The 14,109-nt window shown below is 62.3% G+C and carries 14 protein-coding genes and 1 pseudogene; 6 read left to right on the top strand and 9 right to left on the bottom strand.

The features are described from left to right. The first annotated feature begins 102 nt into the window (after nt 1–102). Together QRN70_RS17720 and gbdR are read left to right on the top strand one after the other, a co-directional pair. Nucleotides 103–1,479, top strand: a complete 1,377-nt coding sequence (locus QRN70_RS17720) for an L-serine ammonia-lyase (protein WP_285419233.1) — start codon at nt 103–105, stop codon at nt 1,477–1,479. A gap of 541 nt (nt 1,480–2,020) precedes the next feature. Then, nucleotides 2,021–3,124 carry a choline metabolism transcriptional regulator GbdR gene (gbdR, locus tag QRN70_RS17725; protein WP_064589578.1) on the top strand — a complete coding sequence of 368 codons (1,104 nt, stop codon included), beginning with the start codon at nt 2,021–2,023 and terminating at the stop codon, nt 3,122–3,124. Between the two features lie 108 nt (nt 3,125–3,232). Here gbdR and QRN70_RS17730 read toward each other — a convergent pair whose 3' ends face one another. The 6 genes from QRN70_RS17730 to QRN70_RS17755 form a co-directional block, all read right to left on the bottom strand. Further along, nucleotides 3,233–3,496 carry a hypothetical protein gene (locus tag QRN70_RS17730; protein WP_041063364.1) on the bottom strand — a complete coding sequence of 88 codons (264 nt, stop codon included), beginning with the start codon at nt 3,494–3,496 and terminating at the stop codon, nt 3,233–3,235. A 370-nt stretch (nt 3,497–3,866) separates the two neighbouring features. Further along, the gene (locus QRN70_RS17735; protein WP_285419234.1) at nt 3,867–5,030 is read right to left on the bottom strand and encodes a gamma-butyrobetaine dioxygenase; all 1,164 of its coding nucleotides are present in this window, start codon (nt 5,028–5,030) and stop codon (nt 3,867–3,869) included. Nucleotides 5,031–5,054: 24 nt separating this feature from the next. Further along, nucleotides 5,055–5,531 carry a thioesterase family protein gene (locus QRN70_RS17740; protein ID WP_285419235.1) on the bottom strand — a complete coding sequence of 159 codons (477 nt, stop codon included), beginning with the start codon at nt 5,529–5,531 and terminating at the stop codon, nt 5,055–5,057. Between the two features lie 123 nt (nt 5,532–5,654). Next, the gene (locus QRN70_RS17745) at nt 5,655–6,620 is read right to left on the bottom strand and encodes an L-carnitine dehydrogenase (RefSeq protein ID WP_285419236.1); all 966 of its coding nucleotides are present in this window, start codon (nt 6,618–6,620) and stop codon (nt 5,655–5,657) included. Nucleotides 6,621–6,776: 156 nt separating this feature from the next. After that, nucleotides 6,777–7,664, bottom strand: coding sequence for a 3-dehydrocarnitine:acetyl-CoA trimethylamine transferase CdhC (gene cdhC, locus QRN70_RS17750; protein ID WP_085697783.1), 888 nt, complete (start codon nt 7,662–7,664; stop codon nt 6,777–6,779). A 75-nt stretch (nt 7,665–7,739) separates the two neighbouring features. Continuing rightward, nucleotides 7,740–8,684, bottom strand: a complete 945-nt coding sequence (locus tag QRN70_RS17755; protein ID WP_285419237.1) for a choline ABC transporter substrate-binding protein — start codon at nt 8,682–8,684, stop codon at nt 7,740–7,742. 191 nt (nt 8,685–8,875) lie between these two features. Between QRN70_RS17755 and QRN70_RS17760 the strand changes: the two genes are divergently transcribed. Next, the gene (locus QRN70_RS17760; RefSeq protein WP_285419238.1) at nt 8,876–9,820 is read left to right on the top strand and encodes a GlxA family transcriptional regulator; all 945 of its coding nucleotides are present in this window, start codon (nt 8,876–8,878) and stop codon (nt 9,818–9,820) included. A 69-nt stretch (nt 9,821–9,889) separates the two neighbouring features. Continuing rightward, nucleotides 9,890–11,062 carry an ATP-binding protein gene (locus tag QRN70_RS17765; protein ID WP_285419239.1) on the top strand — a complete coding sequence of 391 codons (1,173 nt, stop codon included), beginning with the start codon at nt 9,890–9,892 and terminating at the stop codon, nt 11,060–11,062. Here the strand turns inward: QRN70_RS17765 and QRN70_RS17770 are convergent, their stop codons facing one another. From QRN70_RS17770 to QRN70_RS17780, 3 genes and pseudogenes are all read right to left on the bottom strand, one after another. Continuing rightward, nucleotides 11,063–11,479 carry a DUF3010 family protein gene (locus QRN70_RS17770; protein WP_285419240.1) on the bottom strand — a complete coding sequence of 139 codons (417 nt, stop codon included), beginning with the start codon at nt 11,477–11,479 and terminating at the stop codon, nt 11,063–11,065. It lies immediately after the preceding gene. 32 nt (nt 11,480–11,511) lie between these two features. Further along, a pseudogene (locus tag QRN70_RS17775) lies at nt 11,512–11,730 on the bottom strand (helix-turn-helix domain-containing protein); the annotation flags it as partial. A 16-nt stretch (nt 11,731–11,746) separates the two neighbouring features. Continuing rightward, nucleotides 11,747–12,148, bottom strand: a complete 402-nt coding sequence (locus QRN70_RS17780; protein WP_285419242.1) for a lysozyme inhibitor LprI family protein — start codon at nt 12,146–12,148, stop codon at nt 11,747–11,749. 234 nt (nt 12,149–12,382) lie between these two features. Here QRN70_RS17780 and QRN70_RS17785 point away from each other — a divergent pair, with 234 nt between their 5' ends. Both QRN70_RS17785 and QRN70_RS17790 read left to right on the top strand, forming a co-directional pair. Next, nucleotides 12,383–13,360: a dipeptidase gene (locus tag QRN70_RS17785; protein ID WP_285419243.1), complete on the top strand. Its 978-nt coding sequence runs from the start codon at nt 12,383–12,385 to the stop codon at nt 13,358–13,360. Between the two features lie 213 nt (nt 13,361–13,573). Beyond that, entirely contained in the window at nt 13,574–14,104 is a 531-nt protein-coding gene (locus QRN70_RS17790) for a DUF5943 domain-containing protein (protein ID WP_010452075.1), read from the top strand. Nucleotides 14,105–14,109: the final 5 nt, after the last annotated feature.

The following is a 14,109-nucleotide window of genomic DNA, read 5'->3' on the forward strand; positions in this document are numbered from 1 at the left end:
GCCTGATGATGCGGGCATTCCGGCGGATCGCAGCTTGAGCGTAGCAGCTCCGCCAGCGGGCGCTTCACGCCCCGGACCGGCATCCTCAGGAGCTCTGCAGCAATGGCTATCAGCGTTTTCGACCTGTTCAAAATCGGCATCGGCCCTTCCAGTTCCCACACCGTCGGGCCGATGCGCGCCGCCGCCCTGTTCGTCGAGTCGTTGCGCGACAGACATCTACTGGAGCAGGTGCGTCGCATCGAGGTGCAACTGTTCGGTTCGCTGTCGGCCACCGGCATCGGCCACGGCAGCGACAACGCGGTGATCATGGGCCTGATGGGCGAGTGGCCGGACGCAATCGACCCGTCGCAGATCGGCCCGCGCATCCAGGCGTTGCGCGAAACCCACACCCTGCTGCTGGATGGTCGTCTGTCGGTGCCCTTCATATGGGCGCGGGACATGCGCCTGATCGACGAGAACCTGCCGTTCCATCCCAACGCCATGACCCTGGTTGCCGAGGGCGATCACGGCGAGATTCATCGCGACACCTACTATTCGGTCGGTGGCGGTTTCGTGGTCGATGAGGCCCAGGCCTCCAGCGGCGTGGTCGATCTGGATCGCACCGAATTGCCCTATGACTTTTCCAGTGCGGTCGAGCTGCTGCAGCTGTGCAAGACCCACAACCTGCGCGTGGCCGAACTGATGATGGCCAACGAGAAGGTCTGGCGCAGCGAGGAGGAAATCCGCAGCGGTCTGATGAAGCTCTGGCGGGCGATGCAGGATTGCGTCGAGCAGGGGCTCAAGCACGAGGGCATCCTGCCCGGTGGTCTGAACGTGCGGCGGCGTGCGGCCAAGTTGCATCGCAGCCTGCAGGAATTGAACAAACCCAACGTGATCGGCTCGACGCTGAGCGCGATGGAATGGGTCAACCTGTTCGCCCTCGCCGTCAACGAAGAAAACGCCGCCGGCGGGCGAATGGTCACCGCACCCACCAACGGTGCGGCGGGGATCATTCCGGCGGTGCTGCACTACTTCATGAAATTCAGCGAAGCGGTGACTGACGCCAACGTCGTCGACTACTTCCTCGGTGCGGCGGCGGTGGGCATCCTGTGCAAGAAGAACGCCTCGATCTCCGGGGCCGAAGTCGGTTGCCAGGGTGAAGTCGGTTCGGCCTGCGCGATGGCAGCGGCGGGGCTGGCGGAGATCCTCGGCGCGACGCCGGAGCAACTGTGCAACGCCGCGGAAATCGGCCTGGAACACAACCTCGGGCTGACCTGCGATCCGGTCGGCGGTCTGGTGCAGGTGCCGTGCATCGAGCGCAACGCGATTGCTGCAGTGAAGGCGATCAACGCGGCGCAGATGGCGTTGCGCGGCGACGGCCAGCATTTCATCTCGCTCGACCGGGTGATCCGCACCATGCGCGATACCGGCGCCGACATGCATGACAAATATAAAGAGACTTCGCGCGGTGGTCTGGCCGTCAGCGCGGTCGAGTGCTGAGACCGTGTCGCTACCATCGCTGGCAAGCCAGCTCCCACAGGGATTTTCAGTGTGATCAGGATTTCTGTATCACCACAGAATCTGTGGGAGCTGGCTTGCCAGCGATGAGGCCAGACCAGTCAAAACTGCGCGCTAAGTGAACACGGTCAATCATCCACGCCACCTTTTAGCGCGTCGCAAACAGATAAGAGTCTTTCCCACCTGTTACCCGCGATTCACCCCTTCTACCGTCCGTCACCCGTGCTTGTGGTGACACTGTCCGACAATCGCGCGCAAGCCAGTTCCCACAAGTGCTACCGATCTGCTCACACACCACGGGGCAGGGCCCTGGCAGCCGCTGATGGCACTTCGAACAAGTCCTGGTCGGACGTCTTGTATAGACACATCGCGACGTCGTTTTCAGGAGTTATTGAACACACATTCAATTTTAGGCATGGCATTTGCTCTGTCATAACAAAGCCCGTCTCCCACGCGAGAACGATGGCAATAACAAGAGCCTCCGCCTGAGGCCATCACCCGCTTTGTGTGAGGAGATACCGCGATGACGTCGTTCAACTCCGGGGCCCAACCCCAGAACCGTGCGCCTCAATCCATCGGCTTCCTGCTGCTGGACAATTTCACGCTGATTTCCCTGGCCTCCGCAGTCGAGCCACTGCGCATGGCCAACCAGTTGTCCGGTCGCGAGCTGTATCGCTGGAGCACCCTCACTGTCGATGGTGGCCAGGTCTGGGCCAGTGACGGTCTGCAAATCACCCCTGACGCCTCCATGCACAAAGCGCCACCCCTGGACACCGTGATCGTCTGCGGCGGTATCGGCATTCAACGCACCGTGACCCGCGAACACGTGTCCTGGCTGCAGAGCCAGGCGCGCCAGTCCAAGCGTCTTGGCGCGGTGTGCACCGGCAGCTGGGCCCTGGCCTGCGCCGGCCTGCTCGACGGTTTCGATTGCAGCGTGCACTGGGAATGCCTGGCGGCGATGCAGGAAGCCTTTCCGCGCGTGGCCATGAGCACACGCCTGTTCACCCTCGATCGCAACCGCTTCACCAGCTCCGGCGGCACCGCGCCGCTGGACATGATGCTGCACCTGATCAGCCGCGATCACGGCCGTGAACTGTCCGCCGCCATCTCGGAAATGTTCGTCTACGAGCGCATTCGCAACGAGCAGGATCACCAGCGCGTGCCGCTCAAGCACATGCTCGGCACCAACCAGCCGAAGCTGCAGGAAATCGTCGCGCTGATGGAGGCCAACCTCGAAGAGCCGATCGACCTCGACGAACTGGCGGTGTACGTCGCCGTGTCGCGTCGCCAGCTCGAGCGGCTGTTCCAGAAATACCTGCACTGCTCGCCGTCGCGCTATTACCTCAAGCTGCGCCTGATCCGCGCCCGGCAACTGCTCAAGCAGACGCCGATGTCGATCATCGAAGTGGCCTCGGTCTGCGGCTTCGTGTCGACGCCGCACTTCTCCAAGTGCTACCGCGAATATTTCGGCATTCCGCCGCGTGACGAGCGCGTCGGCTCCAACACCACCCAGCAGGTGGCGATGATGCCGCTGCCGCAGGCCATCGTGATGTCGCCGCTGTCCGGGCCGATGTCGGCGTTGAGTCAGGCGCGCAATGAGTCGACGTTTGCCAGCGTAAGGCTCTGAACCGAGTCGCAACGCTGGCCAGCCGGCTGCCACAGGTTGCGTGGTGATACAGATATTCTGGTCACACCGAAAACCCTGTGGCAGCTGGCTGGCCAGCGATGGCGCCTGTCAGGCGCTGTGGGTCTGTTGGAACTGCGCCAGTGCCGGCAACAACTGTTTGTCGATCGCCTGACGCACCGCGGGCTGGATACTGGCGCCGCTGGTGTACATGTCCTTGACCATCTTGCGCAATTCAAACGCGCGCACGTTATCCAGGCCACGCACCGCACATTCGCAGGCCTGCTCGGCTGTCGAACCGCTCGGCACCTGAAACCCCAATGCCTTGAGCTGGCCCAACAGGTCTTCCTGATCAATCAAGTCGGCGTACATCATGACGCGAATCCTTCTTCGGCAACGGAGGTCGTGGTTCGATTCTGGTAGCCACGCGCAGGCACGGCAAGGGCGATTTGTCGCAGTGGCTGCGACGGCTATGAACAGGTCGTTTTCGGCTAACCCGGCGGCGAGGGGAGTGGGCACACTGGCCTCAGCTCGCTTCACGAAGGTTTGGTCACCCTCGCCTGGCAGCTCCTCAACAGTACCCTCTGCCCCGATCCTGTCACGGCTTGTATCGGGGCTTTTTTTGCCTGTGAGTCCGGGAGAGAGGTGTGGTTGGCTCTGACGTCTTCGCGAGCAGGCTCGCTGCCACCTTTGCAATGCATTTCAGTGTGGGAGCGAGCCTGCTCGCGAAGAACGATGACGCACTCTAGCGTTGCAACACCAGAATCCGCGACAACAGCTCATCGCGGTCGATGTAGCACCCCTGGAAATGCCGCGCCCCGGTCGCCGGGTCGAAGGCGTTGCGCGCGTGCAGGGTGCGGCGGTTGTCGAAGCACCACAGCTCGCCGGGGTTGAGTCGCTGCATCAAACGAAAGCGCGGTTCGCGGGTCATGGCGATAAAGCGCCGATAGGCCCGATACAGCTTCGGCATCTGCTCCACAGAGGTCTCGAACGCGCCGCGCAGGAAGTTGGCCATGCGGATTTCCGTAACCCGGCCCAGGGCATCCAGGGCAATGATCGGTGCCAGGCAGCGGTAGTCGCTGTGGCGATCCTTGTTGCGAAATTCCACCGGGATCTCGCACAGCGCCTGGAACGATGGCGGATCTTCCTCGCGCAGGGCGTCGGCAATGGCGAAACCGTCGACGAAAATGCTCTCGCCGCCCTCGGCGTCATTCACCAGGCAATGCAGGAATTGCAGGCCCGGTTGCAGCTCGCGGGTCGGCAGGTCCGTGTGCAGCGGCAGGTTGAAAGCGGTGTAGGCGTTGCTGTCGGCATCGGCTTTGGACTGCACGTTGAACAGCACGCCGAAGTTGCTCTCGCGGATGAACGAAATACGTTGCGCGATCAGCTGCAGCGAGCCGGGTGCGGTGGGCACGCCGCGCACCTGGGTCAGGCCGATATCACGCACCGCGATAAGCCATTGCAGCAGCGCCGCGTTGTCGTTCATCAGCGCTGCATAGTCGAATACCGGCAGTTGCAGGTCGCTGCGCCACAGGTACGCCCTGGGCTTGGCCGCCAGGCGCTCGGCGCGCGAGTCATCGTCATAGGCGTGGGCGCGCAACCAGCCGGCATCGAAGCGGCTGCGGTGGCCGTCCTGCCAGTCGATGCGCAGGTAGCCGTCGCTATCGATCCGCACGGCCGCGGGGGCGAGGTCTGCCGGCGCATCGATGATCTCGAATACCTGCTCGCGAGTGACGCTGTAGACGCAGTCCGGGCACGGGCAGTTGTCCCGCAGCCAGACGTGGTGGAACGGGCTGATGCGGCCATCGGCCCATTCGATCAGCACTTGCTCCGCCAGGTTCTGCACGCCGTTCAGCGCGCTGATCAACGGAAAGGAACGGAAATCGGCAACAGCAACGGCAGTAGGCATGGTGGCTCCTGGCGATGAATGAATTTACCGAGCGGGTGGCAGGGCGATGACCCGGCCGATGTAGGCCGGTGCGGGCAGGTCGGCCTGTTCGGCGATGATGGTCTGCAGGCGCTGCAGGGTTTCGGCGCTGAACGGTGCCGAGCGCGGTCCGGCGAGGTCGACGTGGAGCAGCATCTGTTCGTTGCCGGCCAGTTCCTTGTCGCCGCCGACCAGGTGCAGGCTGTGGTAGAGGTGCAGGCGCTTTTGGTCGTGGCCGATGATTTGCGTGTGCACTTCGACCTCGGCGTCGAGCTTCACTTCGTGCAGGTAATTGAGGTGCAGCTCGAGGGTGAACAGCGAGTGGCCGCTGGCTTCGCGGTTGTTGCTGTCCATGCCGAGACGGTCCATCAGCGCGTCGGTGGCGTAGCTGAAAATCAGCAGGTAGAACGCGTCGCGCAGGTGGCCGTTGTAGTCGACCCAGTCGGGGCTGATGCGGGTCTGGTAAGTGGTAAGGGTGGGCATGCTGTCTGTTCCATTGAGGGGGTCTGGACTGCCGTCTTCGCGAGCAGGCTCGCCCCACACTTGAATGCAATTACCTGTGGGAGCGCGCCTGTTCGCGAAGGGGCCGGAACTGCTGAGCAAGGATTACTCGCTGAAACTCATCCCGTGCTTCTCTTTGGTGGTCTTCACCGCCTCCAGCACCGCCAGCAGGCAGTCATCACGATAGCGCTCCAGCGCCGAAATACTGTGCCGGCCCAGTTGCTCGCTTGTGCCATCGACCACATCGTCGATCAGCTTGTCAGTCAGTTCCGGCGCCGGCAGATAGGTCCACGGCAATTGCAGCGCCGGGCCGAACTGCGACATGAAGTGGCGCATGCCGGCATCGCCCCCGGCCAGGGTGTAGGTCAGGAAGGTGCCCATGAACGACCAGCGCAGGCCGGCGCCAAAACGGATCGCGTCGTCGATCTCGCCAGTGGTCGCCACACCGTCGTTGACCAGGTGCAGCGCCTCGCGCCACAACGCTTCGAGCAGGCGGTCGGCGATAAATCCAGGGACTTCCTTGCGCACATGCAGCGGGCGCATGCCGAGGGATTCGTAGACTTGCATGGCGGCTTGAACCGCTTGCGGCGCGGTGTTCTTGCCGCCGACCACTTCCACCAGCGGCAGCAAATACACCGGGTTGAACGGGTGACCGACCACGCAGCGCTCCGGATGGGTCGAACTCTCGTAGAACTCGCTCGGCAACAGCCCCGAAGTGCTCGAACCGATCAGGGCATTCGGCTTGGCCGCTGCGCTGATTTTGCTGTGCAGGTCGAGTTTCAGCTCGAGGCGTTCCGGAGCGCTCTCCTGGATGAAATCCGCATCGCGCACGCACTCTTCAATGGTCGCGACAAAGCGCAGGCGATCCTGCGAAGCGCCGGGTGCCAGGCCGTTCTTCTCCAGCGCACCCCAGGCATTGGCCACGCGCTTGCGCAGCGCCGCTTCGGCGCCCGGCGCCGGGTCCCAGGCCACCACATCGAGGCCATGGGCGAGGGCGCGGGCCACCCAGCCGCTGCCGATGACGCCGCTGCCCAGTGCTGCGAAGGTTTTGATTTCGGTGATAAAGCTCATGGTCACTTCCTGAAGTCGTTCGATGATCCCTTGTGGGAGCGAGCCTGCTCCGGGCGGCGATCCGACGAAGAGGCCGGTACATCCGAAAGAAATCTTTCGTCCGCTATACCGCAATCGCGAGCAGGCTCGCTCCCACAGGGGGAAATAGGTGATTGTTCAGCCGCGCTGGGTCAGGCCCATCTTCTTGCGGCCCTCGGCCGGGGTCAGCACGCGGGCGCCGAGGCGGCTGAGGATTTCAGTGGCGCGTTCGACCAGTTGGCCATTGGTCGCCAGCACGCCTTTGTCCAGCCACAGGTTGTCTTCCAGGCCGACCCGCACGTTGCCACCGAGCAGCACCGCCTGCGCGGCCATCGGCATCTGCATGCGGCCGATGCCGAAACCGGCCCACACGGCGTCGGCCGGCAGGTTGTCGACCATGGCTTTCATGGTGGTGGTGTCGGCCGGTGCCCCCCACGGGATGCCCAGGCACAGCTGAAACAGCGGGTTGTCGAGCAGGCCTTCCTTGATCATCTGCTTGGCGAACCACAGGTGACCGGTGTCGAAGATTTCCAGCTCGGCCTTCACCCCCAGCTCGGTGATGCGTTTGGCACCGGCGCGCAGTTGCGCCGGGGTGGAAACGTAAATGGTGTCGCCGTCGCCGAAGTTCAGCGTGCCGCAATCGAGGGTGCAGATTTCCGGCAGCAATTCTTCGACGTGGGCCAGGCGGGTCAGCGGGCCGACCAGATCGGTGTTCGGGCCGAACTCCATCGGCCGTTCGCCCGGGCCGATTTCCAGGTCGCCACCCATGCCGGCGGTGAGGTTGACGATGATGTCGACGTCAGCCTCGCGGATGCGCTCCATCACTTCGCGGTACAGCGCCACGTCGCGGCTGAACTTGCCGGTCTGCGGGTCGCGGACGTGGCAATGCACCACCGTGGCGCCGGCCTTGGCTGCTTCCACCGCGGCAGCGGCGATCTGTTTCGGGGTGACCGGCACGTGCGGGCTCTTGGCGGTCGTGTCGCCAGCACCGGTGAGTGCGCAGGTGATGATGACGTCGTGGTTCATGGTGCGGTTTCCTTCAGGCGTGATGGGTCTGTTCGCAGCCCGTGGCGGGCTGCGAAGTGGTTCATTCGTTGAGGTTTATTTGCTGGTCAGTTGCAGGTTTTCAGCGGCCGGTTTGCCATCGAAGGTGGTCACACCGTCGAGCCAGCGCTGTTTGTCCTGCGGGTGATCCTTGAGCCATTGCTTGGCGGATTCAAAGGCGTCCTTGTGATCGAGCAGCGGCTGCATCATGCGGCTCTCGTCTTCGGCGGTGAACGTCAGGTTGCTCAGCAGGCGGCCGACGTTCGGGCACTGTTCGGTGTATTTCGGCGCAGTTACCGTCCACACGGTAGCCATGCCTTCGTTCGGGCCGAGGGCGTCGTCGCTGCCGGTCAGGTAGGTCATCTGCACGTTGACGTTCATCGGATGCGGCGCCCAGCCGAAGAACACCACGGCTTCCTTGCGGCGCACGGCGCGGTCGACGGCGGCGAGCATGCCGGCCTCGCTGGATTCGACCAGCTGGAACTTGCCGAGGCCGAACTGGTTCTTGGCGATCATCGCCTTGATCTGGGTGTTGGCGCCCGAACCCGGCTCGATGCCGTAGATCTTGCCGCCCAGCTCCTTCTCGAATTTGGCGATGTCGGCGAAGGTTTTCAGGCCCTTGTCGGCCAGGTAGGTCGGCACGGCGAGGGTCGCGCGGGCGTCCTTCAGGCTCGGCGCCGGCAGGACCTTGACCTGGTTGGCGTCGACGAACGGGGTGATGGTCTGGGTCATCAGCGGGTTCCAGTAGCCGAGGAACAGGTCCAGACGCTGGTCGCGGATCCCGGCGAAGATGATTTGCTGGGACGCGCTGGTTTGTTTGGTGTTGTAGCCGAGGCCGTCGAGCAGTACCTGGGTCATGGCGCTGGTGGCGATCACGTCGGTCCAGTTCACTACGCCCATGCGCACGTTCTGGCACGATGCGGGTTCGGCCGCCATCACGCCGGTGCTCAGGAGGGCGGTACCGCTGAGTGCAAGAACACAGCTGCTGATCAGTCGTTTCATGTCGGGTTCCTCGGCAGGTCGTTATTGTGGTTCCCGGCGTCTGTCGCGCCGGTGATGCCAAGTTACGCAGCAATGCCCCGGTGAAAACGCACTGCGGCGACTGGCTCTTGCACTGGAGCGACGTGCACTCTTGAACGCTGACGACAAACGGCGTATCAACGTTGCACGCGACCCGCCAACCGAGGGCGAAAATGTCCCAGGATTTCTACTTTCTGCTGATGCCGGGGTTCTCTGCCATCGGCTTTATCTCTGCGATCGAACCGCTGCGGGTGGCCAACCGTTTTCGTGGCGAGTTGTATCGCTGGCATGTGCTCAGCGCCGACGGCGGCGCGGTGCTGGCGAGCAATGGCATGTCGGTCAACGCCGACGCCGCCCTGGAACCGCTGAAGAAAGGCGCGACGCTGCTGGTGGTCGCCGGGTTCGAACCGCTGAAGTTCGCCACCCCTTCGCTGGAACACTGGCTGCGCCGGCTGGACAAGGACGGCGTGACCCTCGGCGCCATCGACACCGGCAGCTTCGTCCTTGCCGAGGCCGGCCTGCTCGACGGCCATCGCCTGACCCTGCACTGGGAAGCCATCGACGCCTTCAAGGAGTCTTATCCACAGCTCAGCGTCACCCAGGAGCTGTTCGAGATCGACCGCCGCCGCATCACTTGCGCCGGCGGCACCGCGTCCATCGATCTGATGCTCGATCTGATCGCCCAGGCCCACGGCCCGCAACTGGCGATCCAGGTCAGCGAGCAATTCGTGCTCGGTCGCATCCGTCCGCGCAAGGACCACCAGCGCATGGAGGTCGCCACGCGCTACGGCATCAGCAACAAGAAACTGGTGCAGGTGATCGGCGAGATGGAGCAGCACAGCGAACCGCCGCTGACCACGCTGCAACTGGCGGAATCGATCAGGGTGACGCGGCGGCAGCTGGAGCGTTTGTTCCGCCTGCATCTGAATGACACACCGAGCAATTTCTACCTGCGTTTGCGTCTGGAGAAGGCCCGGCAATTGCTGCGTCAGACCGACATGAGCGTGCTGGAGGTGAGCATTGCCTGTGGCTTTGAATCGCCGTCGTATTTCACCCGCAGCTACCGGGCGAAGTTCGCACGCTGCCCGCGGGAAGACCGCCGACGGGAGGCGGTTTGACAGGCAATTATAGTTAATTATACTTCTTGGTATAAATTATAGTTGCTTGAATAATCGAGTGTAAAAACCATGTCCAGAAACAATGGCTTCGTCTTCCGCCGCCCCGCTCTGGCACGCAGCGTTGCCGATGGGCTGGTGGGTGCAGGTCTGCAGGATTTCACCTCTGGCCTTTTTCTGGCCGCGCCGCGTCGCACCGGCAAAAGTACCTTCCTTCGCGAGGACCTGATCCCGGAATGCCAGTCCCGGGGCTGGCTGGCGGTTTACGTCGACCTGTGGGCGGACAAGGAAAAAGACCCTGCTGACTTGATCGCCAGCGCTATTGCAGGTGCGTTGGTACCGTTTGAAAAGGGCATCCGCAAACTGGCGAAGAATATCGGCATCGAAAAACTCAGCTTTCTGCGCACCTTGTCCTGGGATTTCACCAAGCCGCAACTGCCGGCGGGCGCGACCCTGACGCAAGCGCTGGAACTGCTCCACAGTGCCGCCGAAAAATCCGTAGTGCTGGTGATCGATGAGGCCCAGCACGCCCTCACCACCGCCGCAGGCATCAACGCGATGTTTGCCCTGAAGGCTGCACGTGACCAGCTCAACCAGGGACGTGAGGGCGAGGGCAGCGGTTTGCATCTGGTGTTCACCGGGTCCAATCGCGACAAGCTCGCGCATCTGGTCCTGGGCAAGAGCCAACCGTTCTTCGGCTCGAGCATCACCCCCTTTCCGTTGCTGGGAAAAGAGTTCACCCAGGCGTACACCTTGCACCTCAACGCCCATCTGGCCGAGACCAACCAATTCAATGCGGCCGATATCGACGCCGCCTTTGAATTGGTCGGTCGTCGCCCGGAAATGTTGCGCACCATCATCGGCGAAGTCGCGCTGGAGCTGGGAGAGGCGAGCAATCTGGGGCAATTGCTGCAGAGCCGCGCCGAATTGTTGCGCGCTGGCGTGTGGACCGAGTTCGAGAGCGCCTGGAATGCTCTGACAATTCCTCAGCGCGCCGTGCTGGAAGTGATGGTGGAGCGCTCACAGAACAACGAGCCTTTTGCACCGTTCACCGACAGCACGCTCATGGCCGTCAGCAAAGCCCTGGAAAATCTGGGCAGCGACGTGGTGCCGGGCACCCAGACCATTCAGGCCTGCATCGACGCCCTGCGGGACAAGGAGCTGGTGTGGAAGTCGAGCCGTGGTGGCTACGCACTGGAAGACAAGTCCTTCGGTGACTGGCTGAGCGCGCGCAAAGCGCACTAGTTACTTCTTCACCAATGCCGAGCACGCTGCCTTGTACGCCTCATGCTGATACTTGTTCAGCGTCCCCGGCAGCTCGAAATTGTGCTTCTTGGCCTGGGCATTGATCGTTTGCGGTGACAGCAGCGTCACCTCGCACCCGTCCAGCAACTGCAACACCCCCTCGATCTTGAACGTGGTCGGCCCACCGGCAAACTCGCCCTTCTTGCTGCGCTTCTTGATCGCAATCCGGTCAATCGAATGCTCGCGCACGAACGACGCCACCTGCGCTGCGAACCGCTTCACATTGGCCGCCTCATCGTCATCCTCGAGGGCGATCTTCTTGGTGTTGAGCGCCACGTGGCTCAGTGTTGCCCCGTCAAGGGAGGCCACGGCGATGATCGCTTCGCTGCCTTTGATTTCGATGCCGCAGATGTTCATGTGAATCCCTTGATTGGCTATAGAGGTGCAGCTTACAGCTCAAGCTGGTTGGCGGTGATACCAAATGCTGCGGCAATCTTCTCGCGGGTTGCCTTGCGTGGCTTCGCAACTGTTTCCTGTTGAGCGAAGGCCGGCTGCGAAATACCCATGCGTTTCGCCACTTCTTCTTGGGTCAGGTTGAGATGTTCGCGCCAGGCACGAACCGGAAGGGCGCCATCAACGATGCGGCTAACGACTTCGTGGGGAATCATGCTGTCCATCTTCGACTCACTCCTGCCCAATCGACTCGAGAAACTCCGACCGCTCATCGCTCATCCGTGCCACGCAGTCATTCTGCGCAATCTTGAACGCCTTGCTGCCTTCGGTCGCCGGGAAGGCTTCGACGGCGCAGTCGGCGTCGCGGGTCTTCAGCCATTGCTGCTGGGCGGTCTTGAGTTTGGCGGTGATGTCGGCCAGTTGTGTCGGGTTCTTGCCGTAGGTGGTTTGCATGCGTTCGGCCAGGCTCTGGTAGTTGTCCTTGAGCAGGTCTTCGGCGGTGGTGCGGCTGTAGGTCGAGCATTCCAGGGTCTGGACGTCGTTTTCCACCGCGTCGCACGGGTTGTTGTCGGACTCTTCGGCGGCGTGTACGCCGGTCGCAATCAGGGCCAGGGCCAGGAAGATCGATTTCATTGATGTCGCCGCTCTAATCCAGTGGTGTTTCCGAGATGCGACAGATTCTGGCTCAAGCTCGCGGGCTTGAACAGGTGGCCGGTCGGGCCGCCTGGCGACCCTTTGTCGCGGATTGACGCTTTCGGCAATTCCCCTGTCGTTTTTGCACCCGGCTGCCCCTGCACCGAGGCATATGCTGGCCCCAAAGCGCCGGCAGACGATTCGGCGCATGAATCGCCAATAAGGGGACGCCTGATGAGCCCAGCCGAATTACACGCCGACAGCATCGTTATCGACGGTCTGATCATTGCCAAATGGAACCGCGAGCTGTTCGAAGACATGCGCAAGGGCGGTCTGACGGCGGCCAACTGCACCGTGTCGGTGTGGGAAGGCTTTCAGGCGACCGTGAACAACATCGCCGCCAGCCAGAAGCTGATCCGCGAAAACAGCGACCTGGTGATCCCCGTCCGCACCACCGCCGACATCCGCAAGGCCAAGGAACAGGGTAAGACCGGCATCCTCTTCGGCTTCCAGAACGCCCACGCCTTCGAAGACCAGATCGGCTACGTCGAGGTGTTCAAGCAGCTCGGCGTCGGCATCGTGCAGATGTGCTACAACACCCAGAACCTGGTCGGCACCGGTTGCTACGAGCGTGACGGTGGCCTGTCGGGCTTCGGCCGCGAGATCGTCGCCGAGATGAACCGCGTCGGCGTCATGTGCGACCTGTCCCACGTCGGCTCCAAGACCTCCGAGGAAGTCATCCTCGAATCGAAAAAACCGGTCTGCTATTCCCACTGCCTGCCGTCGGGGCTCAAGGAGCACCCGCGCAACAAGTCCGATGCAGAGCTGAAGTTCATCGCCGACCACGGCGGTTTCGTCGGCGTGACCATGTTCGCGCCGTTCCTCGCCAAGGGCATCGATTCGACCATCGACGACTACGCCGAAGCCATCGAATACACCATGAACCTGGTCGGCGAAGACGCCATCGGTATCGGCACCGACTTCACCCAGGGGCACGGCCAGGACTTCTTCGAGTACCTGACCCACGACAAGGGCTACGCCCGTCGCCTGACCAACTTCGGCAAGATCATCAACCCGCTGGGCATCCGCACCGTCGGCGAGTTCCCGAACCTCACCGAAACCCTGCTCAAGCGCGGCCATTCCGAGCGCGTGGTCCGCAAGATCATGGGCGAGAACTGGGTGAATGTCCTCAAGGACGTCTGGGGCGAATGAATAACTCTGGAGCCTACTCCGCTCGCCGATAGCTGCGTCAGGTCCTCGCGCCAAACTCGCCGTACGTCCCGTACTGTCTCGCTTGTCGCTCCGGTCCTTCCTTGCTCTCGACGTGCTCGCTACGGCTCCAAAGTCATTCATACGGCTTTTTTATAAGAGCAAAGCAAAAGCTTTGCTCTGCACCGACCACGAATTTTCTGGAGTTAAGTTTCCATGGCCAAGATCGCCCCGCAATTGCCAATCGAAGTCGACAGCGAGACCGGTGTCTGGACCTCCGACGCCCTGCCGATGCTCTACGTGCCACGCCACTTCTTCGTCAACAACCACATGGGCATCGAGGAAGTACTGGGCGCCGAAGCCTATGCCGAGATCCTCTACAAGGCTGGCTACAAGTCCGCCTGGCACTGGTGTGAAAAAGAGGCCGAGTGCCATGGCCTGGAAGGCGTCGCGGTGTTCGAGCACTACATGAAGCGCCTGTCGCAACGCGGCTGGGGCCTGTTCAAGATCCAGGACATCGACCTCGACAAAGGCACCGCCAGCGTCAAGCTCGAACACTCGGCATTCGTCTATGTGTACGGCAAGGTCGGCCGCAAGGTCGACTACATGTTCACCGGCTGGTTTGCCGGCGCCATGGATCAGATCCTCGCTGCTCGCGGCAGCCAGATCCGCACCGTGGCCGAACAGGTCTACGGTGGCTCCGAAGAAGGCCACGACGACGGCCTGTTCACCGTCAAGCCGTTGTAAGTCGA

It is taken from the genome of Pseudomonas sp. efr-133-TYG-5 (assembly GCF_030209175.1).
Lineage (GTDB): Bacteria > Pseudomonadota > Gammaproteobacteria > Pseudomonadales > Pseudomonadaceae > Aquipseudomonas.

Excerpts from the sequence above, each read along its gene's own strand:
- QRN70_RS17780 (WP_285419242.1), bottom strand. The coding sequence starts at position 12,148 with ATGAAATCGATCTTCCTGGCCCTGGCCCTGATTGCGACCGGCGTACAC.
- QRN70_RS17765 (WP_285419239.1), top strand. The coding sequence starts at position 9,890 with ATGTCCAGAAACAATGGCTTCGTCTTCCGCCGCCCCGCTCTGGCACGC.
- QRN70_RS17760 (WP_285419238.1), top strand. The coding sequence starts at position 8,876 with ATGTCCCAGGATTTCTACTTTCTGCTGATGCCGGGGTTCTCTGCCATC.
- QRN70_RS17720 (WP_285419233.1), top strand. The coding sequence starts at position 103 with ATGGCTATCAGCGTTTTCGACCTGTTCAAAATCGGCATCGGCCCTTCC.
- QRN70_RS17790 (WP_010452075.1), top strand. The coding sequence starts at position 13,574 with ATGGCCAAGATCGCCCCGCAATTGCCAATCGAAGTCGACAGCGAGACC.
- cdhC (WP_085697783.1), bottom strand. The coding sequence starts at position 7,664 with ATGAACCACGACGTCATCATCACCTGCGCACTCACCGGTGCTGGCGAC.
- gbdR (WP_064589578.1), top strand. The coding sequence starts at position 2,021 with ATGACGTCGTTCAACTCCGGGGCCCAACCCCAGAACCGTGCGCCTCAA.
- QRN70_RS17745 (WP_285419236.1), bottom strand. The coding sequence starts at position 6,620 with ATGAGCTTTATCACCGAAATCAAAACCTTCGCAGCACTGGGCAGCGGC.
- QRN70_RS17740 (WP_285419235.1), bottom strand. The coding sequence starts at position 5,531 with ATGCCCACCCTTACCACTTACCAGACCCGCATCAGCCCCGACTGGGTC.
- QRN70_RS17735 (WP_285419234.1), bottom strand. The coding sequence starts at position 5,030 with ATGCCTACTGCCGTTGCTGTTGCCGATTTCCGTTCCTTTCCGTTGATC.
- QRN70_RS17785 (WP_285419243.1), top strand. The coding sequence starts at position 12,383 with ATGAGCCCAGCCGAATTACACGCCGACAGCATCGTTATCGACGGTCTG.
- QRN70_RS17755 (WP_285419237.1), bottom strand. The coding sequence starts at position 8,684 with ATGAAACGACTGATCAGCAGCTGTGTTCTTGCACTCAGCGGTACCGCC.
- QRN70_RS17770 (WP_285419240.1), bottom strand. The coding sequence starts at position 11,479 with ATGAACATCTGCGGCATCGAAATCAAAGGCAGCGAAGCGATCATCGCC.
- QRN70_RS17730 (WP_041063364.1), bottom strand. The coding sequence starts at position 3,496 with ATGATGTACGCCGACTTGATTGATCAGGAAGACCTGTTGGGCCAGCTC.